Origin of the sequence: Lysinibacillus sp. FSL L8-0126 (assembly GCF_038630385.1) — a bacterium.
Classification (GTDB): domain Bacteria; phylum Bacillota; class Bacilli; order Bacillales_A; family Planococcaceae; genus Lysinibacillus; species Lysinibacillus fusiformis_D.
In genome coordinates this window covers 4,264,027-4,276,319 of sequence record NZ_CP152028.1, presented here as the reverse complement: position 1 = coordinate 4,276,319, position 12,293 = coordinate 4,264,027, and the positions used below count along the sequence as shown (strand labels likewise).

The following is a 12,293-nucleotide window of genomic DNA, read 5'->3' as shown; positions in this document are numbered from 1 at the left end:
GGTGATGCTATGAAAAGAGCAGAAGGGCTGAAATGTCTTGCATTGTTTTTATTTACCACTATTTTCTTATATGGAGTAGGGGAAACCTATGGAGTATCTTGGCTACAATTTCACTTTTTAGGTCAGTATGATGATGCAGGTTTTTATTTTAGTTTTACATCCCTGATTCCCATCGTGATTGGCCTATTTATGGTAGGGCTTTATGAATCCATCTTAAAACGTTTCATCTAAATAGAACAGTGGTAGGATCACAGATGGATGATCCTGCCTTTTTATGGTTTAATTTAAAAAAAGGAGGTTTTTGACGATGTCTACATTTATAGTTGGCGTACTCCAACAATTGACCTCACCCCTGTTGATGGTTGTATGCTTTTATTTTACATTAACTTATTTTCATCATCTAAAGATAGGTGATGATAGGGGCATCAAGAACACAAAATGGGCAGCGGTGCTGTGCTTAGCGCTTGCTTTGATATTACCGTTTATTTACAACTTTCTTATCTTCATCATGAGGGGATAAAGTGATCCGTACATAGTAAATGTAGCAGGTTTATGATTTATAAATAGATGATCTATTAGTTTAAAAACAACCACTCTATACGGTCACCGAACCATGTAGAGTGGTTGTTTTTTTGTAATACTTACGTAATTTGCTGTAAATGTGTTTTCTGAAAGGCTTCCTCATATTTTAAACCGTAGCCAAGTGCGCGATCTAAGAAAATATGTGCGAGCCAAATTAAAGCAACCATCAGAGATATAGAGCTAGACATCATAAAGTCTATTACTAGAAGGAGGGCAGGCAATACAAAGCTATGCCCAATATTATAGAAAACAGCGCCTATTTTCGGATTGAGGAGATAGCCGATCATAGTGATGTCAGGGAGTAATAAAAACACCATAAAATACAGCCATGAAAAATCCAAGTGCCCATAGAAAAAGACGGTGATAATCAAGGCAATCACATATTCTAAAGAGATGATTTTACGTAATTTCATCATAAGCCACGACCTTCCAATAAATTTTGATACATCCCCTCAATGAGAGAGGCAATTTTTTCTTGATTTTTTTCATATTGTCCGTCAGCCATTAATGTTTTAGTCAATTGTAATGATTGCAGTGCGTGCTGATAAAAACGTAGTTGTTGCTCGATTTGTGCTATTTTGACTGAAAATAGCTGTACGGTTTCTTCATTACAAGCTGTGGAGATAGGTTTTTGTTCCAATGTCAGTAAATGTTTAATTTCTTGTAAGGTAAAGCCGAGTTGACGTAAGACGATGATGAATTTCATTGTCTGCTCACATGCGGCATCATACACACGATAGCCATTGTCCTGTTTTCGGGGATGTAAAAGACCCTCTTTTTCGTAGTAACGGACTGTATCAGTTGTGAAGTGAAATTTTTCGGCGAATTGTTTAATTTTCATACGAGCACCTCCTAAATTAATCCTAACATTGGAGTATGCTCCAAGGTCAAGGTTCTTTTTGAATAATAGTTAAAAAAATGAAACGGTTATTTAGTGGCAGTCGTTTATAGTGTAAGAAGGGGAGGTGGACGGCATACTTGAAGAAATAATCGATGAACATGCAGAACATTTATTACGTCTCGCCTATTTTTACGTGAAAAACCGGCAAACAGCCGAGGATATTGTGCAAGAGGTCTTTATTAAATTTTCTCAGCGTGACTATGAGGAGCGAGGGCAGCTACGTGCATACTTATCCACGTTAACGATTAATCAAAGCAAAGATTATTTAAAAAGCTGGCATTATAGGAAATTACTATTCCAAGAAAAACTATTTCCGCTACAGGGGCATAAACAGCGGGATGAGCTCGTTGCAGCAGAGGAACGATCTCAGATTGGGGCAGCCATTTTAAAATTGTCCTTAGCCTATCGTGAGCCCGTCATTCTTTATTATTTTGAAGAAATGAAGATTCGTGATATTGCTCAGCTACTAGGAATTGCAGAAAATACGGTGAAAACAAGGCTGAAACGGGCAAGAGAAGCATTAAAGCCCCATCTAAAGCAGGAGGAATGGGAGGTGCTAGGGCATGAATGATATACAGAAGGAATTAGTCAATGTAGCAGGGGATGTGACAGTGAGCAAAGAAAGAGTCAAAAAACATGTGTTACAACAGCCGACTAACAGAAAAAAATCTGTACGATTCACGCTATTAACGGTTGTGCTCACTCTTTGTGTTGTGGGTTTTATAATGATGCAGCTTTTAACGAATGAAACAAAGCAGACGACCGCCCTATTCCATGAAAGGCAACTGGAGCACTTTGAGCGTATTAGCTATATGATACGGTCAGGGCAAGAGCAGGCATATTATAAAGAGGAGGCGTATTTTTCATATGAAAAACTTGTTGCCTCCTACTATTTTGCGAAATCATTAGGGGTTACCTATTCTAAGAAAGAGTTAGAGGCAGAAAGAAAGAAACAGGTTGAGCAATTGGAAATGCTACAGCAATCGCCTGAATCTAAAGCTTTTTTTCTCGGACTAGAGCCGAAACAATATGTGAAAACATACCTTGAACCCCTTCTACCAATGTATACCGCTAGGACGAAGCTGTATGCGATATATCAAGAAAAATATCCAACCTTTTATGCTTATCAAGAGGTAGCCAATATTGATGCCAAACGGTATTTCCAAGCGCATTTTGCTGAGCAGGCAAGAACCTTTCAAAAGGAGCATAACATCGAAATACGTACCAGTGCACATGGCTCTTCAATGGTCGGCACAGTTGCGAAGGTCGAATCGAATGTTTTCTTATTTATAGAAGGAGTGATTCCAGAGGATCTTAATCATATGACGGAGGGACAGCTTGCGGAAAAATATGAACAAGCCGATTGGTATCCTGTGCTGGATGAATTTCCTGTCAAGCAAGGCGATTATATTACTTTCACTTCAATGGGAACAGGGAGCATTGAGGAAAACGGAGTCATAAGAAAATATGGTTTATTAACTAAATTGGAAAAACTAGAGCCAACCATTACAAAGGTGCTTGAGCTGGAAAATGAACAAGAAGTCGCTCAGTTTTTGCAGGATGTCCCATGGCAGCCAGCCAATAAGATAGCAAGACCTCCCGAGTATTCTTTTCAGGTTGATGGCGTGCGTATCGAAATGTGGAAGGGCTATGGTGGATCTCTTTATCTTCAAAAGGTAGGGAGTGGAGAAATCCAGCTGAATGCTAAAAGAGCAATGCAGTTAAAAGCGCTAATAGGTTTACAGGAATCTTAGCAAGTCTCTTTGAAAGAGGCTTGTTTTTTGTTGAGGAGAAAATTATAGTGAAAGTACCATGTTAAAATAACTTTTCATTACATCTAGGATAAAATACATAGAGATATTTGTTGTTAGGAATAATTGCTTAATGACGGGAAATTAAATGAGTCCAAAGAATTGTAATATTTTGTGTGCAAAGGTAGTATTAAAGAAGTAAGGGTGAAAATAAGGGGGAGCGGTATGAACACACAAGAATTTGAAGAATTATGGATTACGCTCAATGAATTATATAATGCTGATCGCTTTTTAGAATATATAGAAATAAGTAGTGCCGCAATCGAGAGTGCCATTGAGCTTGGAATGTATGATAAGGCTATCCTGCTATTGCGCTATAGTTGTGCTAGTTATTTTCAAACGGGTGATCTACAGCTTTCCATCAGTGTCCTTGAACAATATCGTGAGCTAACCTTTCAACATGGCAATGATATCGATTTAATTCAATACTACAATTTAGCCGCTATTTATTGGGGAACATTTGGTCATTTAAAGAAATCAGAAGAGTTAATGCTGAAGGGCTTAAAAATAGCTGAAACGATTCATCATGTGGAGAGTATGGGGAAAATTTACAATAACCTAAGTGATTTAGAAATTTCGATGGGCAACTATCGCACAGCCAAGGAATTTGCCCTAAAAAGTCTTTACTATTCGAATGCATTTGAAGTGAAGCATAAAGAGCCCTATACAGGGGTTATGTATCCTAAAACGAACCTAGCTGTTGCACTTATCTGGCTGGAAGAATTTGATGAAGCGAACGAACTCTTACTAGAATTGCTGGCAACGATTCAAGATCCGCCTTATTCGAAAGTACAACTAGAGGTATTCAATGCGTACGCCTTCCTATGTGAAAAACAAGGGCGTATCAGTGAAGCCATTGATTTATATCAAAAGACGAAACATTATGCCCTGCAAAACAATGACCTGTCCTTGCTGCAAATCATTTATAATTCTTTAGTGAAATTAATTGAGGCACAGGGCAATAAAATCGTGTTATGTGCTATACAAAAAGAATTTATAAATATTTTATTAGAAATTCAACGTGAAAACTATTCACATGTATTGTTTGAAATGGAATATAACGATCATAAGAAGCAATTTGAAAAAAATGCCTATATGGATCCGCTGACAAATATCTACAATCGACGCTATTTTGATGAACAGGCGAAAAAGATGGTTGAAAAAGCGGCCGAAAGTAATCAGCAACTAGCTTTAATGATGGTGGATTTAGACCATTTTAAAGAAATCAATGATATGAATGGACATTTAATTGGCGATGATGCGTTGACGAGTACAGCCAAAGCATTAAAGGACTATTTTGAACCGTTTGAGTCCATTGTTGCTCGTTTTGGTGGGGATGAATTTATTGTGCTAAGTCAGGTTAAGGAAGGGGAATCGGTGCAAATATTGGCTGATAATCTTTATCACGCATTAACGGCATTGTCTCTGGTAGTGAATAATGAAAAGGTTCATTTGGAATTTAGCATTGGAGTAAGTACCAATCAGCAAGGCAGCATTGTAAAAGTGGAAGAACTAATCCAACATGCAGATGAAGCGCTCTATAAGTCCAAGCGCAATGGTCGCAACCAAATTACGCACTATAATCATTATTCCGATGTGGGAAATGGTATATAAACGAGGGAGAGGCATATCTGCATAGGAAGTGCCTCTTTTGTGTAAGTTGTCAACTAATGGTTTGGATTGATTAAGCCATAATAAACAATATCTTCGAAAGCACCATTTTTATACACATGCTGTTTTAGGGTTCCCTCATAATGCATCCCGCATTTCTCCATGATTTTGCCGGATGCAGGATTGGATTGAAAATACTGAGCATAGACACGATGATACTTTTTCTCTTGAAACGCAAAGGCGATGATTGCTTGGGTTGCTTCTGTCCCATAGCCATTTCCCCAATAGGGCTCCCCAATCCAATAGGCGATTTCGCCCCTTTGATGTGGCTGCTGATTGGACAACCCTATCACCCCATATAATTGTCCACTGTGTTTATCTGTTATAGCCCATTCGTAGAGGCGATTCTCCTCAAAGTTTTGTTGATGAGTGGCTATCCATGACAATGCACAATCTATTGTATAGGGATAAGGTACGTTCAGTGTGCTTTTGTAAATGGCATAATTGTTACATAAAACACTTACCTCAGGTGCATCTGCTTCTGTAAAAGGGCGGAGTAATAAACGCTCAGTCTCCATTGTTTTTTCTGCTGCTCGGTAAATCATCGAATTCCTCCTTTGTCTTCAGTGCTATTTTTTAAAGCTTGAGAAGATGAATCGATTATAGCACAATAAAAGGGAAAATAAACCAAATAACAGTTAAAAATACATCTTGAATCAGAATAAATATTTATTGAAAAACGATAAAAATTATGATAAATTGTACAGGAGAATAAATAAAAGAGGTGCGTCAGATGAAACGAGAAACGCTCTTTTTAAAGATAGCTGTTTTTTTAATGGGAATACCGGTGCTTGCCTTATGTCTATTGGTAGTTCCTCGTGTAGCGATAGGGGCAGCACAGCATTTTCCGAAAACAACCATTTTTGCTTTACTAGGTGTTTATGCAACGGCCATCGCCTATTTTGTTGCTCTGTATACGACGATTAAACTACTAAGCTATATCGATCAAAATATTGCGTTTTCAGAACGATCTGTGAAAGCTTTAATCAATATTAAATATTGTGCAATTATCATTAGTGGTGTATACGTGGTAGGCATGCCACTGATATACTATGTGGCGGAAGTAGATGATGCCCCTGGTCTTATTATTATCGGAATGGTTATTATTTTTGCTTCCTTTGTCGTGGCAGTCTTTGCTGCTGTGCTGCAAAAGCTTCTAAAAAATGCCATCGATATCAAATCAGAAAACGATTTAACGGTTTGAGGTGAATACTATGGCAATGATCATCAATATTGATGTAATGCTGGCAAAACGAAAAATGAGCGTAACAGAGCTTTCAGAAAAAGTGGGCATCACGATGGCAAACCTTTCTATTTTAAAAAACGGCAAGGCCAAAGCCATCCGTTTTTCAACATTAGAGGCCATTTGTGAGGCATTGAATTGTCAGCCTGGCGATATTTTGGAATATCGAAAGAACGAGGACACGCAAAAATAAGAGTCTGCTTCATGCAGATTCTTTTTTTTGTAGGAATTATTGCCAGTAATAGCCGTCCTATGATACGATAAAGGAAAGATATATCGACAGGCAGTCGGTCAAATGTAAGGGGTTGTGATTATGAGGGAAATGAAGAAGGCGGAAGAGCGTCGCAATGAAATATTAGATGCAGCAGACGAATTATTTACACAGAAGGGGTTTGACGGTACTAGCACCAGCAATATTCTTGAAAAAGTGGGCATTGCACGGGGCACGCTTTATTATCACTTTAAGTCTAAGGAAGATATTATGGATGCCCTCATTGAGCGTTATACAAGTACGATGCTTGCAAAGGCAAGAGCGATTGCAGAAGACAAAAGCATTGCTGTGAATGAGCGCATTCTACGTGTTGTGATGGCATTAAACATACAGCATGAAAATGGTGGTCAGGAGATTATGGAGCATGTGCATAAGCCACAAAATGCATTAATGCATCGAAAAATACAGCAGGTGGTGATGAATCAAGTGCCACCAATCCTTACGGCCATTATTCGTGATGGTATTGAACAGGGCGTTTATCATACTCCCTATCCATATGAGTGTATGGAAATGATTATCGCCTATACCAATGCTGTATTCGATGATGATTTAGTGCTGATGACAGATGAAGAACGAGCGGCACGCATTCCAGCATTTATCTTTAATGTCGAACGAATGCTTGGAGTGGAAAATGGTAGTTTGCTCTATATGATGCAAATGTTTGGCAAGGATGGCGAAGGTAGTACGACATAAATACGAATGAGGGTCTTATTGGGTTTGACGGTAGTTAAAAACTTCCAAAGAGGTGACCTATGTATTGGAAATTTGTGCGAAACGATATGGCAAAGAGCAAGCTTATAGCAGGTATCACGATACTGTTTGTGGCAGCTGCTGCTATGCTTGTCACGCTCTCGGCAATGCTCATTGTCCATTTAACAAGTGCGATGGAAACGATGATGGAGCAAGCAGAAACGTCTCATTTTCTACAGATGCATGCAGGCAAAATTGATCAAGCACGACTCACTGAGTTTGCGGAACGTGATGAACATGTAGACGAATTTCAGGTCAATGAATTTCTCAATGTAGATGGTGCCAAGATCCATATTGCTGGCACCACACTAGCGCATAGTGTACAGGACAATGGCTTTAGTACGCAAAGTGAGAAATTCGATTATTTACTGGACCTGGATGGTCATGTAATTGAAGTGGCGAATGGCGATATTTATGTGCCAATAGGCTATTGGAAGGATGGGACAGCTAAACTGGGTGACACCGTGATTGTTCAAGATAAGCACTTGACGATTGCAGGATTTTTACGAGATTCACAAATGAATGCTATGCTGGCCTCTTCAAAACGCTTTCTTGTCAGTGAACAGGACTATGCAGCCATCCAGGGAGCGGGCACGGTTGAATATTTGATTGAATTTCGGTTAAACGATTTGGCTGAATTAAAAGATTTTGAAGAAGCCTACACACGTGCAGGGTTAGAAGCGAATGGACCATCCATTACGTTGCCGCTCTTCAAAATGCTAAATGCACTATCGGATGGGCTAATGATTGCTGTCATTTTATTAATCAGCCTTCTTGTAGTATTCATTGCTTTTATGTGTATTCGTTTTACATTACTCACGAAGATGGAAGAGGATTATCGCGAAATTGGTGTCATGAAAGGGATTGGCATTCGAGTTGCGGATATTCAAAAGATGTATTTTGCCAAATATGCTGTGATCACGGTAATAGGCTGTATGCTAGGGTTTGCTAGCTCTTTCTTGCTTCGAAATAGGCTACTTGAAAATATCCGTTTGTTCATGGGGGAAACGGGCAATACCTCACTGATTTGGCTGTTCACCTTCATCGGGCTATTGCTCGTATTTATCGTGATAATGGGCTATGTACAATCTGTTCTGAAACAATTTCGCAAGCTATCAGCCACTCAGGCGTTGCGTTTTGGTACAACACAAGGAAAAACACAGCATACAAAATGGTTGAACCTCAGCTCAAATAAAAGACTTCCCATTAATCTCTTTCTTGGGGTGAAGGATGTCCTGTCACGGAAAAGGCTGTATGCCACTATGCTGGCCGTCTTACTCCTGGCAACATTTATCATCATCGTACCTCATAATTTACACAATACGATTGCCGCCAAAAGCTTTATGACGTATATGGGCATTGGCAATAGTGATATTCGAATAGATGTCCCACAAAGCAAGCAAACTGCCCAGCAGGTGGCAGCTGTCATTAAGACATTAGAACAAGACAAAGCAATCGAGCATTATAGTGTGTTGACGACAAAAAAGTTCGCGACAATGGCCGATGATGGCTCGGAAGCAAGCTTAAAAATAGAGCTGGGCGATCATACAATCTTCCCAGTAGAATATGCACATGGCAGGGCACCAATTGCCCACAATGAAATCGCGCTTTCTGTGCTAAATGCTGAAGAGCTTCACAAAAAGGTTGGCGATGCTATGTCATTGATCATTCATGGTGAAGTGAAGGATTTGATTGTTAGCGGCATTTATTCTGATATTACGAATGGTGGCAAGACAGCAAAGGCAGCTTTCTTTGACCATTCTACAGAAAGTATGTGGAGTGTCATCTATGGAACGATGTCTAAGCCATCGCAGGTCGAGGAGAAGCGAAAGGAATATGCAGAAACATTTTCTTTTGCAAAGGTCTCAGGCATTGATGATTATATCAACCAAACCTTTAGCACGACTATCCATGCCATTGAAAAAGCATCTCGTGCAGCACTTGCCATAGCCCTCTTGCTGTGTTTGCTCGTCACGCTGTTATTTATGAACATGCTAATGGCGAAGGATCAAACATCTATCGCTATTATGAAGGCATTAGGCTTTACCAACAGAGATATCGCTACACAATATGCGGCTCGAGCCGTGTTTGTTTTACTATTGGCTATAACAATGGGGACGTTCCTCGCCAACACGCTAGGTGAGCTTGTGACAAGTATGGTTATCGCATCATTTGGTGCGGCTTCATTTAAGTTTACGATTCAACCTCTAGCGGCCTATGTTTTTTGCCCATTAGCGCTCACAAGCGTTGTTCTGCTAGCTACACTAATAGGTACGTCCAGGGCGGGGCATGTCAAAATGATGGACCATATAAAGGAGTAGAACCTTATGAAACTAGTGAGTGGTAAGCAAATAGCAAAGTCATTTCAGGTCGGCGATGAACAGTATAATGTGTTAATGAATATTTCCGTTACAATAAATAAAGGGGAGTTCGTTGCCATTATGGGGCCCTCTGGCTGTGGGAAATCGACACTCTTGTATGCACTTAGTGGGATGGACACTATCGATCATGGGCAAGTGATCTTTGATGGCATGGATTTAGCCTCACTTCGTGACAATGAGCTTGCGGATTTGCGCAGAACAAGAATGGGCTTTGTGTTTCAGCAGCCGACCTTTCTAAAAAACTTAAATATCCTTGATAATATTTTGTTACCTGCGATGCGTGATCAACGAAAAAATGTGAGCATCTTAACAGACAAAGCGCTGTCCATCATGGAAAAAATGGGGATTGCGGATTTAGCAAAGCGAGATTTGACACAAGTTTCTGGCGGACAATTGCAACGAGCAGGCATCTGTCGTGCATTGATTAGCGATCCTCTAATGATTTTTGGAGATGAACCAACAGGTGCTCTAAATTCAACGTCTGCACAGGAAATCATGGATTTATTCACGGTCATCAATAGCGAGGGCACAACAATCATGCTCGTGACACATGACCCGAAAATTGCTGCCAGAACGGAGCGTATTCTCTTTATGTGTGATGGAGCCATCGTAAATGAGCTACGATTGCCCACCTTTACAGGCATAGATTTAGACGATAGAATGGCCAAAGTAGTGGGTACTATGCGAGAAATAGGTATTTAAATAGATGAGAATCCGTAATGATTAAAAAATTACGGATTTTTTTGTGAAAATTGAATCGTAATGGTAGTGGCGTCCGTCAGTAGTGTAGAAAGAAGGTGAGAGCAATGATGGATATTGAACAGATAATCGAGGAGCATGGTGATTACTTGCTAAAGGTCGCCTATCTATATGTGAAAAATAAGACGACAGCAGAAGACATTGTGCAGGATGTGTTCATCGCCTTTTATCAAAAGCAGGAACAGTTTCGCCAGGAAGCATCATTGCGTACATATTTAGTGAAAATGACGGTTAATCGAAGTCATGATTATTTACGGAGTTGGAAAAGCAAACGGCTGACACTGTTTGAAAAGATTACAGGGCGCACGACAACGGTTACACCTGAAAAGGAGATGCTAGAGAAATCCGTCAAAAAAGAGCTAATGGAGGCATTGTTTACGTTATCAGTCACCTATCGAGAGGTCTTGATTTTGTATTATTTTGAGGAGATGACGACTGTGGAAATTGCCCAGCTCGTGCATTGTCCAGAAGCAACAATTCGTACAAGACTACAGCGAGCCCGTAAACAGCTGGCAGCAGCAATGGGTGACTTTGATTGGGAGGGGCTACGTCATGAATCAATTTAAAGAGGATTTGCTTAAGGAGCTACAGGATGTCAAGCTCTCACAACAGCGCAAGCAATTAATCGCTGACAAAGCGCGACGACAAGGGCAACGTAAAACAGGAGGGGAATGGACATATCGTCTCGTGCTGGCAACCTTTACTGTTTTCGTCATTGGTTTTAGCTATATTTTGACACAGCAAAAGGAACAGCATACCACAGGACAGCAAGCAGCTAGTACATCATCAGATACATGGCACTGGTGGTCCCTTTTTGACTCCGATTATGTAAGAGGCATGTTATTGCTTGGTATATTTATCGGAGCAACTTTTATTGTCAAGCGTTTGTTAGTGAAAAAAGGATATGGCCTACCTGTTTGTATTGAATGTGGGGAGAGCTGGTCTGAGAAAGATGCACGTAAGTTGTATCGCAAAAATGGTGAAATTGTGTGCCCTCATTGTGGACAAAAACAATATCGCACAAAAAAATCCATTCAAATCAGTGGTGTGATGACGATGCCAGTGCCGTTATTGATTATGCTGCAGCATGTTTTCCAACATTTTGTTATCGGACTTATTTTCTTTTTAGTGGGCATGTTCTTTTATCATCATCAAATTGCGCCATATGTGTTTAAGCTGCAAGAAAAAGATCCAATGAATGAACCTTTATGGTAATCATTTTGAAAGGAAATTGCTATTGTAATCTAGCAATTTCTTTTTTTATTCGAAAATAGATTGACAACGGTTTTTATTTGCTTTATCTTTGTGTTAACTTATTTTAATTATTGGTTAACGCACAAGGGGAGGCTTTTTACATTGAAAAAAGGAAGTACATATCAATACGTGTTAGCAGCATTTGGAGCTGCGATTATCGCCGTTCTAGCACAAGTAACGATTCCACTACCACTTATTCCGATTACAGGACAAACTTTAGCGGTTGGAATTGTCGTAACCATTTTAGGGACAAGATTAGGGACGATATCTGTCCTGCTTTATATACTATTAGGCGCAGTAGGTTTACCTGTATTTAGTGGGATGTCAGGCGGACTCGGGATTTTAGTTGGTCCAACAGGTGGATATATCGTCGGTTTCCTTGTCACAGCGATTATTATGGGCTTATACTTAGATCAATTTGGTATTACATTTGTTCACGCTATTATTGCGAATATTATTGGCATGATCATCACATTAGCGTTCGGAACAGTGTGGTTAAAAATTGTAGCAGAATACACGTGGACAGCTGCCTTTATGGGTGGTGTTGCACCATTTATCGTAGTGGGGATCGTCAAAGCGGTACTTGCAGCGTGGATTGGTGTCATTGTCCGTCGTCGCTTAGAGAGCGCACATTTAATTGAAGCAACAGCATAGGACATGGGAGGAATTG

General features: G+C 39.9%; 15 protein-coding genes. 12 read left to right on the top strand and 3 right to left on the bottom strand.

From position 1 onward, the window contains the following. Window positions 1-9: 9 nt before the first annotated feature. Window positions 10-231, top strand: coding sequence for a hypothetical protein (locus MHI34_RS20795; protein WP_036117260.1), 222 nt, complete (start codon window positions 10-12; stop codon window positions 229-231). Window positions 232-641: 410 nt separating this feature from the next. Here MHI34_RS20795 and MHI34_RS20790 read toward each other — a convergent pair whose 3' ends face one another. Together MHI34_RS20790 and MHI34_RS20785 are read right to left on the bottom strand one after the other, a co-directional pair. Further along, window positions 642-998 carry a DUF4260 domain-containing protein gene (locus tag MHI34_RS20790; RefSeq protein WP_342503911.1) on the bottom strand — a complete coding sequence of 119 codons (357 nt, stop codon included), beginning with the start codon at window positions 996-998 and terminating at the stop codon, window positions 642-644. Then, window positions 995-1,423, bottom strand: coding sequence for a MerR family transcriptional regulator (locus MHI34_RS20785; RefSeq protein WP_089932420.1), 429 nt, complete (start codon window positions 1,421-1,423; stop codon window positions 995-997). The genes MHI34_RS20790 and MHI34_RS20785 overlap by 4 nt, the downstream gene beginning before the upstream one ends. Window positions 1,424-1,547: 124 nt before the next feature. Here MHI34_RS20785 and MHI34_RS20780 point away from each other — a divergent pair, with 124 nt between their 5' ends. From MHI34_RS20780 to MHI34_RS20770, 3 genes are all read left to right on the top strand, one after another. Next, window positions 1,548-2,054 (top strand): sigma-70 family RNA polymerase sigma factor, encoded by a 507-nt coding sequence (locus MHI34_RS20780; RefSeq protein ID WP_036117266.1) that lies wholly within the window; start codon window positions 1,548-1,550, stop codon window positions 2,052-2,054. Further along, a complete protein-coding gene (locus tag MHI34_RS20775; RefSeq protein ID WP_342503910.1) occupies window positions 2,047-3,237 on the top strand; it encodes a hypothetical protein in 1,191 nt (396 codons plus the stop codon). The genes MHI34_RS20780 and MHI34_RS20775 overlap by 8 nt, the downstream gene beginning before the upstream one ends. Window positions 3,238-3,459: 222 nt before the next feature. Beyond that, on the top strand, window positions 3,460-4,908 hold the full coding sequence (locus MHI34_RS20770) for a GGDEF domain-containing protein (RefSeq protein ID WP_058843721.1): 1,449 nt from the start codon (window positions 3,460-3,462) through the stop codon (window positions 4,906-4,908). A 53-nt stretch (window positions 4,909-4,961) separates the two neighbouring features. Here MHI34_RS20770 and MHI34_RS20765 read toward each other — a convergent pair whose 3' ends face one another. Continuing rightward, the gene (locus tag MHI34_RS20765; protein ID WP_342503909.1) at window positions 4,962-5,510 is read right to left on the bottom strand and encodes a GNAT family N-acetyltransferase; all 549 of its coding nucleotides are present in this window, start codon (window positions 5,508-5,510) and stop codon (window positions 4,962-4,964) included. Window positions 5,511-5,698: 188 nt separating this feature from the next. Here MHI34_RS20765 and MHI34_RS20760 point away from each other — a divergent pair, with 188 nt between their 5' ends. The 8 genes from MHI34_RS20760 (at window position 5,699) to MHI34_RS20725 (ending at window position 12,277) form a co-directional block, all read left to right on the top strand. Then, window positions 5,699-6,169, top strand: a complete 471-nt coding sequence (locus MHI34_RS20760) for a DUF2975 domain-containing protein (RefSeq protein ID WP_036117275.1) — start codon at window positions 5,699-5,701, stop codon at window positions 6,167-6,169. 10 nt (window positions 6,170-6,179) lie between these two features. Continuing rightward, window positions 6,180-6,401, top strand: coding sequence for a helix-turn-helix transcriptional regulator (locus MHI34_RS20755; RefSeq protein ID WP_036117277.1), 222 nt, complete (start codon window positions 6,180-6,182; stop codon window positions 6,399-6,401). Between the two features lie 120 nt (window positions 6,402-6,521). After that, window positions 6,522-7,172, top strand: coding sequence for a TetR/AcrR family transcriptional regulator (locus MHI34_RS20750; protein WP_058843719.1), 651 nt, complete (start codon window positions 6,522-6,524; stop codon window positions 7,170-7,172). A 59-nt stretch (window positions 7,173-7,231) separates the two neighbouring features. Next, window positions 7,232-9,550 carry an ABC transporter permease gene (locus MHI34_RS20745; protein ID WP_342503908.1) on the top strand — a complete coding sequence of 773 codons (2,319 nt, stop codon included), beginning with the start codon at window positions 7,232-7,234 and terminating at the stop codon, window positions 9,548-9,550. Window positions 9,551-9,556: 6 nt separating this feature from the next. Next, window positions 9,557-10,312: an ABC transporter ATP-binding protein gene (locus MHI34_RS20740; RefSeq protein ID WP_036117290.1), complete on the top strand. Its 756-nt coding sequence runs from the start codon at window positions 9,557-9,559 to the stop codon at window positions 10,310-10,312. Between the two features lie 104 nt (window positions 10,313-10,416). Further along, window positions 10,417-10,935 carry a sigma-70 family RNA polymerase sigma factor gene (locus tag MHI34_RS20735; RefSeq protein ID WP_036117292.1) on the top strand — a complete coding sequence of 173 codons (519 nt, stop codon included), beginning with the start codon at window positions 10,417-10,419 and terminating at the stop codon, window positions 10,933-10,935. Further along, window positions 10,922-11,584, top strand: a complete 663-nt coding sequence (locus MHI34_RS20730) for a TIGR04104 family putative zinc finger protein (RefSeq protein WP_342503907.1) — start codon at window positions 10,922-10,924, stop codon at window positions 11,582-11,584. The genes MHI34_RS20735 and MHI34_RS20730 overlap by 14 nt, the downstream gene beginning before the upstream one ends. Window positions 11,585-11,725: 141 nt before the next feature. Further along, entirely contained in the window at window positions 11,726-12,277 is a 552-nt protein-coding gene (locus MHI34_RS20725; protein ID WP_036117296.1) for a biotin transporter BioY, read from the top strand. Window positions 12,278-12,293: the final 16 nt, after the last annotated feature.

Excerpts from the sequence above, each read along its gene's own strand:
- MHI34_RS20795 (WP_036117260.1), top strand. The coding sequence starts at position 10 with ATGAAAAGAGCAGAAGGGCTGAAATGTCTTGCATTGTTTTTATTTACC.
- MHI34_RS20790 (WP_342503911.1), bottom strand. The coding sequence starts at position 998 with ATGATGAAATTACGTAAAATCATCTCTTTAGAATATGTGATTGCCTTG.
- MHI34_RS20785 (WP_089932420.1), bottom strand. The coding sequence starts at position 1,423 with ATGAAAATTAAACAATTCGCCGAAAAATTTCACTTCACAACTGATACA.
- MHI34_RS20775 (WP_342503910.1), top strand. The coding sequence starts at position 2,047 with ATGAATGATATACAGAAGGAATTAGTCAATGTAGCAGGGGATGTGACA.
- MHI34_RS20770 (WP_058843721.1), top strand. The coding sequence starts at position 3,460 with ATGAACACACAAGAATTTGAAGAATTATGGATTACGCTCAATGAATTA.
- MHI34_RS20765 (WP_342503909.1), bottom strand. The coding sequence starts at position 5,510 with ATGATTTACCGAGCAGCAGAAAAAACAATGGAGACTGAGCGTTTATTA.
- MHI34_RS20760 (WP_036117275.1), top strand. The coding sequence starts at position 5,699 with ATGAAACGAGAAACGCTCTTTTTAAAGATAGCTGTTTTTTTAATGGGA.
- MHI34_RS20755 (WP_036117277.1), top strand. The coding sequence starts at position 6,180 with ATGGCAATGATCATCAATATTGATGTAATGCTGGCAAAACGAAAAATG.
- MHI34_RS20750 (WP_058843719.1), top strand. The coding sequence starts at position 6,522 with ATGAGGGAAATGAAGAAGGCGGAAGAGCGTCGCAATGAAATATTAGAT.
- MHI34_RS20745 (WP_342503908.1), top strand. The coding sequence starts at position 7,232 with ATGTATTGGAAATTTGTGCGAAACGATATGGCAAAGAGCAAGCTTATA.
- MHI34_RS20740 (WP_036117290.1), top strand. The coding sequence starts at position 9,557 with ATGAAACTAGTGAGTGGTAAGCAAATAGCAAAGTCATTTCAGGTCGGC.
- MHI34_RS20735 (WP_036117292.1), top strand. The coding sequence starts at position 10,417 with ATGATGGATATTGAACAGATAATCGAGGAGCATGGTGATTACTTGCTA.
- MHI34_RS20730 (WP_342503907.1), top strand. The coding sequence starts at position 10,922 with ATGAATCAATTTAAAGAGGATTTGCTTAAGGAGCTACAGGATGTCAAG.